The following is an 18,079-nucleotide window of genomic DNA, read 5'->3' as shown; positions in this document are numbered from 1 at the left end:
CAAAAAGCCTGCTGTCATGAACCAGCAGGCTTACCTTTTTTCACGATTTATACAAGCAGCTATCGTAAGCTTTGTGGTACATATACGCAAAACGGTTCACTCGCCAAGTAATCCCCTGTCATAGCATATGCTCTAGAACGAGAACCTCCACAAATTTGACGATACTCACACATGCCACATTTTCCTTTGTAGAGGTCTGGATTACGAAGTTCCTTTAGGACAGGTGATGTTCGATAAATATGATCTAAGCGATTCTCACGGATATTTCCGACTTTTATTGGGAGCAATCCACTTGGAAACACATCTCCTGTATGAGAAACAAAGATAAAACCATTTCCGTCATTTACACCCTTTGGCGCTCGCTTTAAACCATCTCGGATTCTGTTTTGATCCATCGTCATGGTGTCTTCGTAGCGAATATGGCCTGTTTCTACTTTATGCTCTTTCACTTTTTGCTGAAGAACCACACGTCGATAATGCTGTGCTGCCGTTGTTTTAATATCGTAAGAAACTTTTTTACTTAAGTCGTACAACCACCTAAATACCTTTTCGTGTTCAAGTGGCGTTAAACAATCATCCACTTGGCCTCTTCCCGTGGGTACGAGTAAAAAGATATACCACATCACCACATCGAGCTCTTCCATTAGCTTGGCCATTTGCTCGAGATGGTCGTAATTGTACCGGGAAATGACGGTATTGATCTGAAGCGGCATGTTTAGCTCACGCAAATACGCCACTTTCTCAAGCGTTAAGTCAAATGAACCGGGAATGCCACGGAATTGATCATGAATATCAGCAGTAGGTCCATCCAAGCTAAATCCCCACCTTGATAACCCCACCTGCTTTGCTTGTCTCATCTTCTCCTTTGTCACATTAGCTGTTGCACTAGGAGTCATAGAAACACGCATCCCTTTTTTAACCGCATAATCGGCTAGCTCCAACAGATCGTCACGCATCATGCAGTCACCACCACTAAAAACTAGCATCGGATTATTCATTTCATAAATTTCGTCAATTAAAGCGATCCCTTCCACATGGGTTAACTCATTTGGGTCTGGCGTCAACTGTGCGTCCGCACGACAGTGCACACACTTAAGCTGACAAGCTCTTGTTACTTCCCAAATGACAATAAACGGATTTTGGCTGTAATCAACAGGAACATGTTTCCCATGCATCGTATCACCTAACCATCTTTTAATTTTTCAATGTTCTCATTATAGGAGTTAACAAAGTCGTTGAATCATCCATATTGTTACAATCCTCCTACACTTGCTACTTTCTAATAAGAATTCAGTGTCGTATAGTGAAAGGAGATGATTATTTCAAGGAAAAAGGAGAAAACCCATGCTATTACCTTGTCGTATAGATGTGTTAGCCTTCACTAAACAGCTCGTTCAAATAGAAAGTGTCGTCAATACAGATGGAGAAAAAGTCATCTCTCATTCATTGCATACACTCCTGACTTCATTTTCTTATTTTCAAGAAAACCCTTCACACCTCGTCATCACACCAACCATTGATGACGATTACGAAAGATATAATGTTCTTGCCTTTGTAAAAGGAACAAAAGGCAGAAGTAACCGCACCGTCATTCTGATGGGTCATGTGGATACCGTTGGAATAGATGATTTCAACCAATTAAAAAGCCTTGCCTGTTATCCGGACGAGTTAGCTGAAGCTTTGAAGAAAGAAGACTTATCAGAAGAGGTAAAGAAACAGCTTGAATCAGGCGACTGGCTTTTCGGCAGAGGCACCCTAGATATGAAGAGCGGACTCGCTAGCCACCTGTATCTACTAAAATATTACTCAGAACATCCTGAAGAGCTTAACGGAAATCTTGTCTTCTTGGCAGAATGTGATGAGGAGGACAGTTCAAACGGAATTCTATCATCGTTAAAAACACTAAAAACATGGAAGACTGAGCATCACTTCGACTATGTTGCGGCGATCAATGCCGATTTCGTAGCTCCTCGGTTTAAAGGGGATCAAAATCGCTATATATATAAAGGAACCGTCGGAAAGCTTCTGCCTTCTTTTTTCATTACCGGTTCGGAAACACATGTTGGCTCTTGTTTTGAAGGATTAGACCCGAATTTTTTAGCAGCAGAGTTAACTCAGCAAATCAATTATAATCCGGAGCTTTGCAACGAGGCTTTAGGGGAAACGACCGTCCCTCCCGTATCACTAAAGCAAATGGATATGAAGCCTTCGTATGACGTACAAACCGCCTTAGCTTCTTATGTGTACTATAACTTTTTTATTCATTCGTGGACACCAAAGGATGTCATCGATAAGCTTACCGAACAAGCGACAATTGCTTTCGACCGTGCTTTAAGCACCTATGAAGAGCGCTATAAAAATTATTGTAAAATTAGTGGCGAAGCATACCAACCCATTCCGTGGAAAACACGAGTGTTTACTTATGAACAGATGGAAGAAAAGCTGCTTGCTGAACATGGGGACAAGTACAAAGAACATATGAACGTATTTAAAGATCAACTACAGCAAAACAAATCATTGGATAGCCGGATGTATGCTGCGCGTGTGGTAGAGGAAGCATGGAAATGGATGAAGGACAAGAGTCCTGCTATGATATTGTTTTATTCATCCTTGTATTCACCCAGAATTGAACTATCAGGAAAAACATCTGATGAATCCATCCTTATTCATGCACTTGATGAAGCCGTTGCTGCAGTACAGCCAGATTACCCGTTTCCGATCGTCACGCGTAACTTTTTCCCTTATATCTCAGATATGAGCTTTGTTGCATTAAGCGATGATGATGCAGGCCTTCAAGCCGTCACAAACAACAATCCAAGCTGGGGAAGGAAGCATTATATTAATTTTCAAGATATACGAGATATCAATGTTCCTGTCGTGAATATCGGACCATACGGAATTGATGCACATAAACGATTAGAAAGACTAGAAATGACCTACTCCTTAGAAGTGGTTCCCACACTAACCAAACGAGTGATCGAGCGTGTATTGAAATAGGCGAGGGTTCATCCCCTCGCCTGCTTTCTTATCTGTATTTATACACAATTGCCTCGTACGGTCGAAGCTTGATTGAAGAAACGTCCGGTTCCGCTGATTGCTCGTAATTGCTAATTAAAACTTCTATATCACGGCAAATCATATCTTCTGGTAGCACAAACTCTGGTCGGTGATCAGAGAAATTCAAGATAACCAACAGCTTTTCTTTTTTCAGTGTTCTCGTATAGGCGTAGATTTGTTCATGATCCTCAAGAAGTACATCGTATTTCCCATAAACGATGACATCATTCTCTTTTCGTAATTTGATCAGCTTTTTGTAATAATGGAAAATCGAATCCTGATCAGCCACTGCTTGTTCTACATTCACTTCTTTGTAATTTGGATTTACGGCAATCCATGGTGTACCTGTTGTGAAACCAGCATGTTCACTAGCATTCCACTGTACTGGAGTACGTGCATTGTCCCGCCCTTTTACATAAATGGATTGCATTACTTTTGCTTCGTCTTCATTGTTTTCTTTGACCTTTTCGTTGTACATATTCAGTGTTTCAATATCTTTATACTCTTCAATGGAGTCAAATTTGACATTCGTCATGCCAATTTCCTCACCTTGATAAATATAAGGAGTTCCTTGCAAAGTGTGAAGGAAGGTAGCAAGCATTTTTGCCGATTCTACTCGATACTTCCCGTCATTTCCAAATCGAGAAACCATACGAGGCTGGTCATGATTGTTTAAGTACAAGCTATTCCAGCCTTCCTCCTCAAGTCCCTTTTGCCATTTTGTAAAATTGTTTCTCAAGTCTTTAAGCTTCAACGGACGCAAATCCCATTTTCCACCTGGTCCTGAATCAAGGTCCATATGTTCAAATTGGAACACCATATTCAGTTCATTTCGATCTGAACCGGTATAAAGCTTCGCCTGCTCCACATCTACACCTGGTGTCTCACCTACCGTAACGACACCTTTTGAAAGCACCTCTTTATTCATTTCCTGTAAATACTCATGTATTTTAGGACCATTGAAGAAATACTCTGCACCTGACGCATACTTTTTCCCTTCCATATTCGGTGCATCCTGGTATCCTGCCTTAGAAATTAGATTGATCACATCCATTCGGAAGCCATCAACACCCTTGTCGATCCACCAATTCATCATATCGTACACTTCTCTTCGAAGTTTTGGATTTTCCCAATTTAAATCAGGTTGCTTTTTACTAAATAGATGGAGAAAGTATTCGTCAGTCGTTTCATCATACTCCCAAGCCGAACCGCTAAAAAATGATTCCCAGTTCGTTGGCTCTTTGCCATCCTTTCCCTTACGCCAAATATAATAATTCCGGTATGGGTTGTCCTTGGATTTTTTCGCTTCAAGGAACCAACGATGCTCATCTGATGAGTGATTAACTACAAGGTCCATCATAAGCTTCATCTCCCGATCATGCATCTCCTGTATCAAATGTTCCCAATCTACCATCGTACCAAATTCATCCATTATATCTTGGTAATCGCTTACATCATACCCATTATCGTCGTTTGGTGACTTATATACAGGAGACAGCCAAATGATTCCAACACCGAGCTCCTTTAAATAATCAAGCTTTTCAATAATACCTTGGATATCACCAATTCCGTCTCCATTGCTATCCTTAAAGCTTCGCGGATAAATTTGATAAACAACACTTTCTTTCCACCATGATTGATCCATATGTATATCTCCTCTCATATGCACTCACCTCTGTGCAAACGTTTGCTCCTCACTAGAATACCATTTTATCAAGCAAAAAAAAACAGCCTATCTCTGTGAAAGAAAGGCTATTTTTTGACATATCTATTTTTCATTATTCGCTCTGTGTGCAAGCATGGACACAACGGCATCATCCATTGGTGGATTATGAAGCCCGGCTCGAACATCTCGGTAATATCTTTGCAGTGGACTTTTATGATAAAGGCTCTGCGCTCCTACGATGCGCATGGCTTTGTCAACAACCTCCATGGCTGTATTGGTGACCACATGTTTCACCGCTGCAAGCTCCGCATGTAGCTCATAGCGATGTTCCACATCTTGATCCCATCTTTCTGCAACAGAATAAAGAAAGGTTCTTGCACTCATTAACTTAAGCTCCATTTCTCCGATAAGCTGACGAATATTAGGAAGCTCACTGATGGGACCTTTGATAGAGTTTGGTTTATAATGATTAGCATATTTCACCGCATAATTTCTTGCAGCTAAGGCAATTCCCATATAACAGGCTGGAATATGCAAAAGCCACCCGTTCGCCTTCTTTTTTGATTCCTGGTCAAGAACTTGTACAAGTGCATCATAAGGAACTCTCACATCTTGTAGAAGAATGTCATGACTTCCGGTTCCACGCATCGCCATGGTGTCCCATGTTTCGACGATTTCCAACCCTTTTGTTTCACGTGGAACAATAAACTGAGCAATTTCGTCATTTTTCTCCACCGCTGCAACGACAATAAAATAATCGAGTACAGGTGACATGGTCGTAAATGTCTTTCGACCGTTTATTACCCAATGGTCTCCATCTTGTACGGCAAGAGTTTGTGGTCTACCTCCTCTTGTTGGACTCCCTGTTGCTGCCTCGGAAACCGCACTGTTTAATAAGGCCCCATTATGTACGATGTCTTTTGCGATTTTCTCAAAAGCACCATTTTTCCATACCTTCTTTTCTGCGGTGTCCATGACAATTCCTATATGCCAGCCGATGGAAAGTGCCGTTGAAGCATCTCCCTGGGCGAGCCTTTCCTGTAGAAGTACAAGCTCATAAAGTGAAATTCCTTCCCCACCCAACTCTTTTGGAACAGAAAGCTTCGTGTAGCCACTTTTCTTTAATTCCTCGATATTTTCATAGGGGAAGCTCCCCTCCCGGTCATGTTGTTCTGAGCGCTCTTGAAAGGAATCAGCTAACTTACTCACCATGCTATAGAGCTCTTTTTGATGGTTTGTTTTTAAAAAATATTGCTCATGATAACCCATTTAAAAAACTCCCTTCCCTGCCTATTGGTTGAAGAGGTAAACTCTCCTATCGTTCCTGCTTTTTATATAAGTATAACGGTACGGCTCTTTCGTTGTAAAAAAGAACCCCTTAGAATTATCTAAGAGGTTTCATCAACTAATAAATGAAATAATCGTGACTCCTACGATCGCAACGAGGGACATATGCATTCCATTTGCCTGCAATCCAACCTGAACACCAGATATTCCTGCAAATCGGCTAACCATTAAATTTAATCCTGAGAACGGACTAAGCGCCGTTGACATTGCCCAGGTGAGTAACAATAATAGCGCCAGAGAAATACTCGTTATACCAAGCTCTGCGGGCTGAAGCTGCATCGCTAGCGCTCCCACCACAGCAATCTGGTGAATTCCCATATAGGTGAGAACAAGTACGATCACAATGACGGCTAATGCAAAGAGGAAAAAGGACTCCTTCGCAAACCCAGTAAGAACAAAATTGACTCCCTCTGCTAAGGCGGTTCCTTTTATGGCAAAAGCAAGCATTCCCGCACTCATAAAAAGCATCATTTCATTGTTCATCAGTGGAACGGTACGATCTCGATAATCAATTAACAGCGGGCGCATTTTCTCCCAGTTACGAGGGAGAAAGGCAAATGCGGTCGGAACAAGAACAGTGATCAGACAAACAATGATGATCATCGACCAGTGGGTAGCCCACTCAATCAAAAGACAAGAGCTCATTAACAAAACAACGAAGAAAACGAGTCGAAAAAGCTGATTATGAATCTTGTTATCTAGTAAACGAGATGGTGTTGATTCCACATTTATTGGGTTTCGCTTCTGCCAAAGGGCGAATAAGATATTTCCGATCAGTAAGGACAAAGCTGATAGAGCAATTCCATACCCGATGTACTGATTGAACGGAACATGCAAATAATGAAGAACTAATGAAACCGATGCAAAATATGGAGACCAAAAAATGGCGGTCGTAAAGCCAACGAGATAGCTTTTCGCTGACATCATTGATGGAAGCTTTAACTCATCTAGAAATTCATTGATAATCCGAACCGAGCCCAGATTTAAGACCGGACTTAATAAAAACAAAGTACCCGTAATTCCTGCATATAGTTTCTTTGGCTGCTGCAGTAGCTTTTTTAGAAGCAAAGCTACTGCCTCAAAATAGCCTCCAAAACGTAATGGAATGGACAATAGAGGGGCTAATGTTATTAAACAAAGAAGAGGTAAAATAAGAAACAGGCCATCACTTATACCTTCAACACCTGTCCCCTTTCCCATTTCAAGGATGATTCCAAGTCCCATCATAAAAAAGCCAAGAAGTCTTGGTAGTGGGTCTGCTTTCGGAGCACTACCGACAAACGCAATCAAAGCTAGAACCACTACCACATACCTAAGCCAGGTAAGCTCTACAAAATATTGAATCAAATAAAGGCCACACATCGCTAAAATAAGGTAACTTCTCATTGAGCAACTTCTCCTAATGAACTTGTAATCTTTTGTTCCATCGTACTCCTATCATTTAATAGATTCAATGAGTACTTCTAGAAAAAATGATTGCAATTGAAGTGAATGAAAACCTACATCCAACCACTTGCTTGAAAACAAGCAAACAATTGCTGTATTCTTTAAAGGACAAAACACCTAAAGGATGTAAAAATAATGAGATTAAATAAATTTATTAGTGAATCAGGCTTTACTTCCAGACGCGGAGCAGACAAGCTCATTAGTGAAGGAAAAGTGACGATAAACGGTCGTGTCGCTGAGCTTGGCAGTCAGGTGGAAGCAGGAGACGATGTGAGGGTGAACGGCCAGTCCATCGTGGTAGCGAGAAACTATGTATATATTGCACTTAATAAACCCGTTGGAATTACGAGTACCACCGAGCGTCATATTAAAGGAAATATTATCGATCTCGTCAATCACCCACTAAGGATTTTCCATATTGGAAGGCTTGATAAAGACTCTGACGGTTTAATTCTCCTCACAAATGACGGGGACATCGTCAACGAAATTCTTCGAGCAGAAAACAGACATGAGAAAGAGTACATCGTGACTGTTGACAGACCCATCACAAAAGAGTTTGTCGCAAAAATGTCATCGGGTGTAGAAATTCTTGATACAAAAACCCTTCCTTGTAAAGTGGAGCAGCTTTCAAAATACGTGTTTAAAATCATTTTAACACAGGGCTTAAACCGGCAAATTCGCCGTATGTGTTCTAGCCTAGGGTATGGAATCGTTCGCCTTCAACGCACGAGAATTATGAACATCCATCTTGGCAACCTCCCCGTTGGTCAGTGGAGGGATTTAACAAAAGAAGAAAAAAAGGAACTATTTAATGAATTGAATTACGAACCGAAACAGTAAAAAAGCTGAAGGATTCTTCAGCTTTTTTTAATGATGATGGCTGGCTTTCCGATCGGATAATACTCAATTTCCTCACAGTCCCGAACCGCCTCTTCCGAGAAACAGTTTCTTCCATCAAATACGATTGGCTCTTTCATATGAGAAATCACTTCTGATAATACGAGCTGTTTGATTTCCTTCCACTCCGTAACAATAAAGACAGCATCTGCCTCTTTTAACGCCTCTTTCACCGAAGCAGCATACATGATTTGTTCTCCGAAAATCACTTTTGCATTTCGAGTTGCCACTGGGTCGTAGCCAATTACGGTTGCTCCTTCTTTCAGTAAAGAGTGGATAATTGTAATCGAAGGAGCTTCTCTCATATCATCTGTCTCCGGTTTAAAAGCAAAGCCTAATACAGCGATTTTCTTCTGCTTCAAATGTCCAAAACGACTCAGAGCCTTATTCACAAGTAGCTGCTTCTGTCGGTCGTTAATCAACATGGTTTCTTCAATCATTGAAAAAGGGACATGATATTCTTTTGCGATGGCTAAAAGTGCACTAACATCTTTAGGAAAACAGGACCCACCATATCCGATTCCACTTTGTAAAAAGGCTTCCCCTATCCGTTGATCTAGCCCCATCCCCTTAGATACATCTTCTACATTTGCACCTACTGCCTCACACAGGTTTCCTATATTATTAATAAAGCTAATTTTCGTTGCTAAGAAGGCATTCGCTGCATACTTAATCATTTCTGCACTTCTTGCATCTGTCGTGACAACCTGAGCCTTTAGAGGAGCATACATCTTTTCGATTACCGCAGCTGCCTCCTTGTTCTCACACCCAATCACAATTCGGTCAGGATGTAGTGTATCTAACACAGCTGATCCTTGTCGTAAAAATTCGGGATTGGAGACAACCGATGGAAAGGTTTGCTTTTGACCCGTTCCCTCCAGCCATTTCTTCACCTTTTCATTTGTGCCAACAGGGACGGTACTCTTGATCACAATGATTGTCTCTTCTTTTAAATATGGAGCAGCATCGTGAATCGCCTGAAATAGGTACGTTAAGTCTGCTTCTCCACTACTTTGCTGAGGAGTACCAACAGCAACGATTATGACCTCTGACTTCTCCAAGCCCTCTTCATGCGACGTTGTAAACCGCAATCGGTTGGCATCCATATTTTTCGTAATTAAATCTTCCATTCCCGGTTCATATATAGGGGATTTTCCCCCACGCAGAACCTTGATTTTTTCTTCACTTGTATCAATGCATGTCACATGATGTCCGATTTCTGCTAAACAAACACCAGTGGATAGTCCCACATAACCCGTTCCAATTACAGCAATTCTCATACTCCATCATTCTCTCGTTGTTGAATATCCATATTCTCATAGATGCCTTTGATATACTCTAGAACCACTTCCCTCATGTCTTCCCTTCTTAGAGCAAAATCGAGTGTTGCTTTCACAAACCCGAGTTTGTCTCCAATATCGTAACGTGTACCTTCAAACGAATAAGCAAATACAGCTTGCTCTTTATTCAGTTCATTAATTGCGTCGGTTAACTGCAATTCGACATTAGGAACCATTGGTAATGACTCAAGCTTTTCAAAAATTTCTGGTCTGAATACGTATCTCCCGATAATCGCATAGTTTGAGGGAGCATCTTCCTTCCTTGGCTTTTCGACTAATGAATCTAGTGAAAATAGATTAGGAATTCCTATGGCTCCTTTTGGTTTCACAATTCCGTACTTGCTCACCTCATCATCGGCCACTGTTTGAACTGCCACTACCGAGCTATTGCAGTATTCAAAAGCATCCATGAGTTGCTTTAAGCAAGGTACTTCTGATTCCACAATGTCGTCACCAAGCATGACAGCAAATGGCTCATTACCAATAAAGCTTTTCGCACATAGAATTGCGTGCCCCAGTCCAAGTGGTTCCTTTTGCCGCACATAATAGATGGTCACTAAACTTGATAAGTTGCGAATTTCTTCTAGAAGTTCTACCTTATTTTTTCGTGTTAATGTGTCTTCGAGTTCATAAGATTTATCAAAATGATCTTCAATCGAACGTTTTCCTCGACCAATTATGATCAAAATTTCATTAATTCCAGCTGCGACTGCCTCCTCGACAATATATTGAATGGTCGGTTTATCAACGATGGGCAGCATTTCTTTGGGCTGTGCCTTGGTTGCTGGCAAGAATCTTGTTCCCAATCCTGCAGCGGGGATGATTGCCTTTCGTACCTTCATCCTTCACCCTCCCCTCTGTTCCTCTCTACTAAATGAAGCGGGATGTACTCTCTTTCCATGAACTTTCTCAAACTACTAGGAAGCATCTTTTTACGGCGTCGGATTAAGAACTGTGAAAGTATTTTTCTTTCTTCCAAACTGACTTGCCAATCCTCTGGAATGATGCTGACAATTTCCTCAATTAGAAAGTTAGGGATGGTTTGAATCACTTTTATTGCTTCATAAAAGTCCGATTCATCGTTAACAAATTGGGCCATTAATCGGTGAGTGGCACTTTTTAATATTTTCACAGGAAGATCTTCTACCTGCTCTCCTGTCCAGTTATAGGAACCAAAGCATTCCGCATGGTCAATGATCCATAGATCATACATCCCATTGCCTGCTTCTTTTAGTAGGATATTTTTCTTCGTTCGGTCGCGGTTTGATAACCAATAATCAAATAAAATAATCGAAGCTAACTGTTGCTCGTTTACGATTTTCTTAATTTGATTGACTTCATGTGCGTTGTAGCAGTCAGGAACATATCTGGACGCAAACTGATAGCAACTGGCACTTGGGATAAAATCAGGAATTTGAGCGGAGAACTCAGCTGGTATTTCTACAATTTGAGCATAGGGAATGGGAAGCTGTAAATATCTGGCTAGGCTGTATGCTACCCATTCGTTTGGCAATGATTTTTCGAATCCTTCTATGAAGTACTTCACTGCATATTCATATCCATCGTCAAACTTGATTAAGTGAGTATTTGATTTTCCTTCTAACTTTTTTACATATGAAATTGGCTTAATCACCCACCTTCACCTCACCTGTATCTTTTTGCATGATTGCTAGTAAAAACTGAACATATTTTTCGGCCACGCGATGAATATGAAAGTGCTCAATTGTGTGCAAGATTGCCGCCTCAGACATCTCTTTCTGTACTTTAGGCTGGTCGACTATAAAATATAGCTGCTTGATTGCCTCATCAACATTCATTCCGTGAAATAGTTTTCCTGTTTCTCCATCTTTTACAATCTCTGTGACGGGCATCATTCGAGAGGCCACCACTGGGACTCCACAAATCATAGATTCCACAAAGGTGTTCCCAAATGACTCCGTTTTTGTGGTCGCGATTGTACAGCCACCAGATTGACGAATCTTTGCATACACATGTGGCATTTGCTGGTAAGGAATGACCGGAAACCACTTGATGATGTCAGTTAATTCTTCTTCTTTCCACTTTGCAGCAAACTCTTCTTTTTGCACACTTTGTGCTCCACCAATGACCCAAAATTCAATATCATCTCGTTCCTGTTTTACTCTTTTTGCGATTTCCACTAACATTGGCCAATTCTTTCTTTTATCCAATCGTCCGATCCAACCAATGACTTTTTTACCTATTGGCAGGAGCGGCTCTGAATCGTAATCAATCACTTCTTCATTTAGTGCGTAATAATAAGCTGGGTCAATTCCGTTATAGATCACTTCGATTGGAATTCCTTCAATAAGGATAGATACAAGCCCTTTTTGATAATGGGAGGGGACAATGACTGCAACTGGGTGAATGCCGTGAAAGTTCTGGAGATGAGGAGTGAGTTTTATAAGTTCTGGGGTACGTGCTTCGACTATTACTGGTCCTTTGTAATTGGCCATTCTCAGCCATTTAAAGGCATTCTTTGTATCAACAACAATGATTGCGTCATACTGATTATCTTGTATGATTTTCACTATTTCGTTTTTGTCCTTCGTCAAGTAAACGGGAGCGATATCTTCCATAATATGCATTCCACCGTGATCTGTCGTGTACAGAAACTCTGTTTTTATGCCATATTTTTTAAAATAAATCGCCCGGTTACGCCACCCAGCATTTACCCCTCCAACCGTGAGTAGACGCCAGATTACAAGTATTTTCATCTTGACTCTCCTTACTTTTTATCCTTTTTACTGTTATCCAACATTTTTTGCATTAATATGGATGTTAGTTCCTGTCTTAGCATTTTGCTTTTCTCTACCGGAGAAGCCTTTTCAAATTTCTTTTTATCATTCTTGCTTTTCTTATCATCTTTTTCGTCTTTTTTGTCCGACTTATTAAATCCATCAATGATACGCTGGATATCTGTAAAATCAATTTTTTGCTGTTTTTTGTTTGACTTTTCTATTACCGGTTGCTGCTGTTGTTTCTGCTCTAATGCGTTCCAGTACTCGTCAATTTTCTCCATCACTTCATCAGGATTTTGCCCTCTAGCTAACATCGTTTTTACCCATTCTTCTTTAAAAACCTTGTGCAATAAATTAACCAATTGTGGTACATGATCTTTATCATCCTTAGTTAACAAGCGACTGCTCAAGTCTTTAACAATTGACTTTGTTTTTTCACCCTCCAATAACAAAGGGTAAATCTCTCTGGCTAACTCTTCCATTTGCATATAATAGCTCCACTCCTCGAGAAGTTCCGGAGAAAAAGCCTTCACATGTGATAGAAACGTCTCTTTATGGGTTTCTCCTAAGGATGTTAATAGTTTGCGAGGATATGGATATACCCGGTCACGCCAAATGGTCCTTGCAACATCAATCACACGAAGACTGCCATCTGCTTGGAGATAAATTTGTCTCTTATGATGATCGATTCTTTCATATCCGATTTCTTTAAAAGTGACCAGCATTTCGATAAGCTTTGCTGATAGCTCTTCTGTTAACGGATGTGATTGTAAGTACTCCCTCAAATCAATGCCCTTAATGGTTTCCATCACAATAAAAAGAGGTCCATGTTCATAAATCCGTGGGAACAACCCTGTATGCTGTCCCATTGATAATGCTTCATACTCCCTCATGCAATCTTCTTCATTTCCAAATACCTTGACACAGACATCGTCGGAATAATGAAACACCGCTCCTTGACGCCCCTTCCCAATCATCCGAAGTGGACTATGATTGATCACTTCTACATCTTGATTTTCAAGATTATTAACCGAGATGCGCCCAACCATCTTTCTTAACTCTTTAGTGTTCAAAAAAAGTAACCACCTTTCTACCATACTATTCACGATCTACAAACCAGTGTTATATTTACATTCTCTTTACATTAGATTCAAAAATATTGAAAGTGTACAGGCTATTAACTAGGGAAAAAGCCGAATTTTAGCTTACAGAAAAATAAAAGAGAGAATGACCGAAGCCATTCCCTCTTTCCTACTCAATACTATTCGAATGTGAACGCTGCCGCTCTTGTTCAGCTATGATTTCGTTATCCTCTGCATTGTCTCTTGTTACTTTTTGCGTCAGGATCGCCCCTACAGCAACCAGAATCATTACAGCAATATAATAACCTTTTTCATTTAGTTCAAGACTATCAGCGTTATATAGACCGATACTAAAAAGGAATACCCCTGCAAAGAAAGTAAAATAAGCTAGTACGGTGAAGGCCGTGGTATTTCTACGTCTGTATTTCATATTCATCCTCCTAAAACCAACTATAAGTTCCATTTCAGGTATATTATACCAAGTAGACATGGTGTAAATCTACACTTTTTTATATAAAAAAGGCTGACAATTAATCGTCAGCCTTTTTACCTGTTATTTCTCGCCCTTAATCGCTTTTACTTCATCAGGATGATTATCGATCCACTCCTGTGCCACTTCTTCCGCATCGCGATTATTGTCTTCAATTTCAACGATCATTTTTTCAATATCTGATACATTTATGCTCCAGTTGTTTAATAATTCGTATGCTTCTGGGGCTTTATCTTTTAACTCATTGTTTGTAATCACATGAACTTCTGATGTGTCAAAGTATCCTTCTGGACTTGAAAGTACCTTTAAATCATAGTTAGCAAACATTGGATGTGGTCTCCATCCAAGGAAAAGAACAGGTTCTTCTTTCGCCATTAGACGCTGCACTTGAGCAAGCATACCACCTTCACTGGAAGCAACATATTCAAGATCCAATCCAAGCTCTTCAATTATTTTATGAGAAGTAACCGTCATCCCTGCTCCTTCTTCAATTCCATAAACCTTCCCACCAAATAAATCTTCCTTGCCCTTTAAGTCTTCAACAGACTCAATACCTTTTACATACGTTGGAATAACCCATCCAAGCTCACCATCTGCATAGCTTACCGCTGTATCATCCAGACTATCTGCATATTTCTCCATATAATTGGCGTGCATCTCGGGTAGCCATGCATCCATAAATACATCAAGATCTCCTTTTGAAAGTCCCGTGTACACTCCACCAGCATCGGCACTAGTTTCTTTTACTGTGTAACCCATGTCTTCAAGTAGAAGCTTGGCAACCTTTGTAGGTGGGATTGTACTCGTCCACGGTGTTACCCCAAAGTTAATGGTGACATTCTTGCTGTCTCCAGTTTCTCCGGAAGTACTTGCTCCACTGCTACAACCTACTAGTAAAATGAAGGTTAGTAGTAATAATAAGCTTACCCTTAGTTTTTTCAATCTTCCCCACTCCTTGACTATTTTTTATTTTTATTACCTAAACCTTGTGTAATACGGTCTAGGATGATGGCTAACACAACAATTCCTAATCCACCAACCAAACCTAATCCAACGTTAACGCTAGATATTCCGGCTAAAACAGTTGAACCAAGACCCGGTGCCCCAATCATGGATGCAATTACTGCCATCGATAGAGCTAACATAATCGTTTGATTTACGCCTGCCATTATCGTTGGAATCGCAACGGGTAGCTGTACCTTCACAAGCATTTGCCATGAAGTAGATCCGAACGCCCTTGCTGCTTCGACCATATCTTCAGGAACTTGTTTAATGGCCAAGGTTGTCATTCGTACCGCTGGCGGAGTTGCAAACACAAACGTTGAAATAACGGCTGGAACTTCACCTAATCCAAATAACAAGATCGCCGGAATCAAATACACAAAGCTCGGTAAAGTTTGCATAAAGTCCAATATCGGACGAACAATTTTATCTAAAACTGTATATTTTGCCGTTAAAATCCCTAATGGAAGTCCAATGATGATTGAAAAGAAGGTTGCTACAACAACAACGGCTAATGTTAGCATCGCATCTTCCCAAAGGTTAACGGAACCAAGATATAAAGTACCGATTAAAGTAAAAATAGCAATTCCTTTTCCAGCAAGTTTCCACGCTAATAAAACAAATAGTAAAGCAATAATTTCAGCTGGAATCATGAGAAATAAATCAGCCACTCCATTAATGAAAAAAGAGATCATGGAGCTGACGGAGTCAAAAAATCCACCCATGACCGGGATTAACCAGTCGTAAACAAAGTCATTTGTCCAATCCTCTAACGGTAAGGTAAAATAGTTCATTCTTTCATCCCCTCGCTTTGCTCTTTCCCTAACACAAGTCCCGAAAGGATCGAAACTCTAACAATAATTCCTACTAGCTTGTTTTCCTCAACAACAGCGATAGGATATTTTGATTCTGCCGCTAACCCAATTAGCTCACTTAATGGAGTAGTTGGAGCAGTCGTATGAAAATCTGACTCTAACACATCTTCCACCCATTTATTTTCCTTATAGGCTTTGATGGCAGCATCAATCGTTAAGATTCCTTTGAGATTTTTATCTTTATCCACGACGAATATACTCGAGAGTCCTGCATCCTCCATTTTCTTCATCGCGACCCTTGGGCCATCCTTCCACGTCGTGATGACGTCAGGCTTTTTCATAATATTAGAAGCCATAAGTACCTTTGAACGGTCCACGTCCTCAACAAAATTGTACACATACTCATTCGCAGGATTTTCAAGGATTTCTTCAGCCGTTCCAATTTGAACGATTTCTCCATTTTTCATAATCGCAATTCTGTCACCAAGCTTCAGCGCTTCATCAAGATCATGTGTGATAAAGAGAATGGTTTTTCCAAGCTTGCTCTGAAGCTGAAGAAGCTCATCCTGCATCTCTTTACGAATAATTGGATCTAGCGCACTGAACGCTTCGTCCATGAGAAGAATATCAGAATCATTCGCAAGAGCTCTCGCAAGCCCCACACGTTGCTGCATACCACCACTGAGCTGATCAGGATAGCTATTTTCGTACCCTTTTAATCCCACATCCTCAATTGCCTTTTGTGCCTTTTCCTCTCTAATGCCTTTCTCGACTCCTTGAACTTCTAGCCCGTAAGCGACATTTTCAAGTACAGTGCGATGTGGAAACAAAGCAAACTTCTGAAACACCATTGATAGCTTCTTTCTTCTTGTTTGCATCAAGTCGTTTTTATTCATCTTTGTGATGTCTTGCCCATCAATGAGAACTTCCCCATCAGTCGGTTCAATCAAACGGTTGATTAAGCGAATCAACGTCGACTTCCCACTTCCTGAAAGTCCCATAAGAACGAAGAATTCTCCTGGTTTCACTTCAAAGGATGCATTGTTGACACCGACGGTCATGCCTGTTTCTTTTAAAATTTGTTCCTTGGTTTGCCCTTTGTGTAAACGCTTAACGCCCTCTTTTGGATTTGAGCCAAACACCTTCGTGAGATTTTTCACATGAATTTTATTCATTTTATAACCCCTTTTTGTATCTCTATTTAATTGAGAGATTGATAGATTGGTATGATGTGTATTGTATATAGAGGAAAAACGAAGAGAGTGAGTAGTTTGAAGTTTTCCTGCCCTTTTATTGTAGCTTGATAGTCATGTGTTTAACAAAGCCGAAATTTCTGTATATTCCGTAGATATTGTTCGTAAAGTTTTAACTGTACAAATTAAACAATAAAATGGTTAAAATTCCTCCCGAATGCTCCAGTATCCTCCAAAATAATCCGTTTCTACTTTTAAATTCAATATGATAATCTATAGGTAGAAAGCTCAGGGAAGTGAAAATATCTTGAATGAACAAGACAAACTATTGAAGGCAAGAGATCGTTTTATTGATTCAATGGCTAAAAATATGAGTCTATACGGAATCACGCATTCGGTAGGAAGACTGTATGGATTGTTATACTTTAGTGAAAAGCCAATGACTCTTGATGAAATGAAAGACGAGCTTGGAATGAGCAAAACGAGCATGAGCACAGCTGTCAGACAGCTTCAGGAACTAAATATGGTAGAAAAAGTGTGGAAGAAAGGTGAAAGAAAAGATTTATACCAAGCCGCAGACGACTGGTACGAATCGTTTTCTGCCTTGTTTACCACAAGCTGGCGAACAGGTATCTCCCTTAATATCTCTACTATTAATAAATCACTGAAAGAGCTCCATGCTCTTCTTGAAAATCCAGAAACAAGTGACGAAGTAAAGGCTTCTGCAGAGTTAGATATTGAAAAATATCAATATGCACTAGATTACTATGACTGGCTTAACCGTTTTGTTGACAGCCTCGAATCAAAGGAAATATTTAATCATATTCCAAAAAAGGAGTAGTGGATGGATTGACCATCTAATATGGTACCTGTAGTAAGGACACTTGAAAAAGAGTGTTTTATCTACAGGTATTTTTTTATATACTAGAATTTCAACATATGGGGAATTAGGGGACGTCATGAGTAAAATAACATTTACAACTAG

At 40.2% G+C, this 18,079-nt stretch carries 16 protein-coding genes; 3 read left to right on the top strand and 13 right to left on the bottom strand.

All coding sequences use genetic code 11. From position 1 onward, the window contains the following. Positions 1-59: 59 nt before the first annotated feature. The gene (locus M3175_RS14825) at positions 60-1,175 is read right to left on the bottom strand and encodes a TIGR04053 family radical SAM/SPASM domain-containing protein (RefSeq protein WP_251520385.1); all 1,116 of its coding nucleotides are present in this window, start codon (positions 1,173-1,175) and stop codon (positions 60-62) included. A gap of 169 nt (positions 1,176-1,344) precedes the next feature. On the opposite strand from M3175_RS14825, the gene M3175_RS14820 reads away from it, so the two are divergent. After that, on the top strand, positions 1,345-2,997 hold the full coding sequence (locus M3175_RS14820) for a M20/M25/M40 family metallo-hydrolase (RefSeq protein WP_251520382.1): 1,653 nt from the start codon (positions 1,345-1,347) through the stop codon (positions 2,995-2,997). Positions 2,998-3,025: 28 nt separating this feature from the next. On the opposite strand, the gene M3175_RS14815 is transcribed toward M3175_RS14820, so the two are convergent. The 3 genes from M3175_RS14815 to M3175_RS14805 form a co-directional block, all read right to left on the bottom strand. Beyond that, on the bottom strand, positions 3,026-4,702 hold the full coding sequence (locus M3175_RS14815; protein WP_251520377.1) for a glycoside hydrolase family 13 protein: 1,677 nt from the start codon (positions 4,700-4,702) through the stop codon (positions 3,026-3,028). Positions 4,703-4,825: 123 nt separating this feature from the next. Continuing rightward, positions 4,826-5,992 (bottom strand): acyl-CoA dehydrogenase family protein, encoded by a 1,167-nt coding sequence (locus tag M3175_RS14810; RefSeq protein WP_285852296.1) that lies wholly within the window; start codon positions 5,990-5,992, stop codon positions 4,826-4,828. Positions 5,993-6,124: 132 nt separating this feature from the next. Beyond that, on the bottom strand, positions 6,125-7,456 hold the full coding sequence (locus M3175_RS14805; RefSeq protein WP_251520374.1) for a hypothetical protein: 1,332 nt from the start codon (positions 7,454-7,456) through the stop codon (positions 6,125-6,127). Between the two features lie 195 nt (positions 7,457-7,651). Here M3175_RS14805 and rluF point away from each other — a divergent pair, with 195 nt between their 5' ends. After that, the gene (gene rluF, locus M3175_RS14800) at positions 7,652-8,356 is read left to right on the top strand and encodes a 23S rRNA pseudouridine(2604) synthase RluF (protein WP_251520372.1); all 705 of its coding nucleotides are present in this window, start codon (positions 7,652-7,654) and stop codon (positions 8,354-8,356) included. Between the two features lie 17 nt (positions 8,357-8,373). Here the strand turns inward: rluF and M3175_RS14795 are convergent, their stop codons facing one another. From M3175_RS14795 to M3175_RS14755, 9 genes are all read right to left on the bottom strand, one after another. After that, the gene (locus M3175_RS14795; RefSeq protein ID WP_251520369.1) at positions 8,374-9,693 is read right to left on the bottom strand and encodes a UDP-glucose dehydrogenase family protein; all 1,320 of its coding nucleotides are present in this window, start codon (positions 9,691-9,693) and stop codon (positions 8,374-8,376) included. Beyond that, entirely contained in the window at positions 9,690-10,595 is a 906-nt protein-coding gene (gene galU / locus M3175_RS14790) for a UTP--glucose-1-phosphate uridylyltransferase GalU (protein WP_251520366.1), read from the bottom strand. Before galU ends, M3175_RS14795 begins: the two co-directional genes overlap by 4 nt. After that, on the bottom strand, positions 10,592-11,386 hold the full coding sequence (locus M3175_RS14785) for a HipA family kinase (RefSeq protein ID WP_251520363.1): 795 nt from the start codon (positions 11,384-11,386) through the stop codon (positions 10,592-10,594). The genes galU and M3175_RS14785 overlap by 4 nt, the downstream gene beginning before the upstream one ends. Further along, positions 11,379-12,488 (bottom strand): glycosyltransferase family 4 protein, encoded by a 1,110-nt coding sequence (locus tag M3175_RS14780; protein ID WP_251520360.1) that lies wholly within the window; start codon positions 12,486-12,488, stop codon positions 11,379-11,381. The genes M3175_RS14785 and M3175_RS14780 overlap by 8 nt, the downstream gene beginning before the upstream one ends. Before the next feature lie 11 nt (positions 12,489-12,499). After that, positions 12,500-13,585, bottom strand: coding sequence for a serine/threonine-protein kinase (locus M3175_RS14775; RefSeq protein WP_251520357.1), 1,086 nt, complete (start codon positions 13,583-13,585; stop codon positions 12,500-12,502). Positions 13,586-13,763: 178 nt separating this feature from the next. Next, positions 13,764-14,024 carry a YiaA/YiaB family inner membrane protein gene (locus M3175_RS14770; RefSeq protein WP_251520354.1) on the bottom strand — a complete coding sequence of 87 codons (261 nt, stop codon included), beginning with the start codon at positions 14,022-14,024 and terminating at the stop codon, positions 13,764-13,766. A gap of 123 nt (positions 14,025-14,147) precedes the next feature. Then, positions 14,148-15,026 (bottom strand): glycine betaine ABC transporter substrate-binding protein, encoded by an 879-nt coding sequence (locus M3175_RS14765; RefSeq protein ID WP_251520351.1) that lies wholly within the window; start codon positions 15,024-15,026, stop codon positions 14,148-14,150. Between the two features lie 17 nt (positions 15,027-15,043). Then, positions 15,044-15,880, bottom strand: coding sequence for an ABC transporter permease (locus M3175_RS14760; protein ID WP_251520348.1), 837 nt, complete (start codon positions 15,878-15,880; stop codon positions 15,044-15,046). After that, positions 15,877-17,076, bottom strand: coding sequence for a quaternary amine ABC transporter ATP-binding protein (locus M3175_RS14755; protein WP_251520345.1), 1,200 nt, complete (start codon positions 17,074-17,076; stop codon positions 15,877-15,879). The genes M3175_RS14760 and M3175_RS14755 overlap by 4 nt, the downstream gene beginning before the upstream one ends. Before the next feature lie 325 nt (positions 17,077-17,401). Here M3175_RS14755 and M3175_RS14750 point away from each other — a divergent pair, with 325 nt between their 5' ends. After that, complete coding sequence (locus M3175_RS14750; RefSeq protein ID WP_251520342.1) at positions 17,402-17,935, top strand: GbsR/MarR family transcriptional regulator; 534 nt, start codon at positions 17,402-17,404, stop codon at positions 17,933-17,935. Positions 17,936-18,079: the final 144 nt, after the last annotated feature.

This window comes from Robertmurraya korlensis (assembly GCF_023715225.1).
In the GTDB taxonomy this organism is placed as follows: domain Bacteria; phylum Bacillota; class Bacilli; order Bacillales; family Cytobacillaceae; genus Robertmurraya_A.
This window is presented reverse-complemented; position numbering and strand designations above follow the sequence as displayed.

Coding starts and splice junctions, on each gene's coding strand:
- M3175_RS14805 (WP_251520374.1), bottom strand. CDS start 7,456: ATGAGAAGTTACCTTATTTTAGCGATGTGTGGCCTTTATTTGATTCAA.
- M3175_RS14795 (WP_251520369.1), bottom strand. CDS start 9,693: ATGAGAATTGCTGTAATTGGAACGGGTTATGTGGGACTATCCACTGGT.
- M3175_RS14820 (WP_251520382.1), top strand. CDS start 1,345: ATGCTATTACCTTGTCGTATAGATGTGTTAGCCTTCACTAAACAGCTC.
- M3175_RS14825 (WP_251520385.1), bottom strand. CDS start 1,175: ATGCATGGGAAACATGTTCCTGTTGATTACAGCCAAAATCCGTTTATT.
- M3175_RS14780 (WP_251520360.1), bottom strand. CDS start 12,488: ATGAAAATACTTGTAATCTGGCGTCTACTCACGGTTGGAGGGGTAAAT.
- M3175_RS14770 (WP_251520354.1), bottom strand. CDS start 14,024: ATGAAATACAGACGTAGAAATACCACGGCCTTCACCGTACTAGCTTAT.
- M3175_RS14815 (WP_251520377.1), bottom strand. CDS start 4,702: ATGGATCAATCATGGTGGAAAGAAAGTGTTGTTTATCAAATTTATCCG.
- M3175_RS14760 (WP_251520348.1), bottom strand. CDS start 15,880: ATGAACTATTTTACCTTACCGTTAGAGGATTGGACAAATGACTTTGTT.
- rluF (WP_251520372.1), top strand. CDS start 7,652: ATGAGATTAAATAAATTTATTAGTGAATCAGGCTTTACTTCCAGACGC.
- galU (WP_251520366.1), bottom strand. CDS start 10,595: ATGAAGGTACGAAAGGCAATCATCCCCGCTGCAGGATTGGGAACAAGA.
- M3175_RS14755 (WP_251520345.1), bottom strand. CDS start 17,076: ATGAATAAAATTCATGTGAAAAATCTCACGAAGGTGTTTGGCTCAAAT.
- M3175_RS14810 (WP_285852296.1), bottom strand. CDS start 5,992: ATGGGTTATCATGAGCAATATTTTTTAAAAACAAACCATCAAAAAGAG.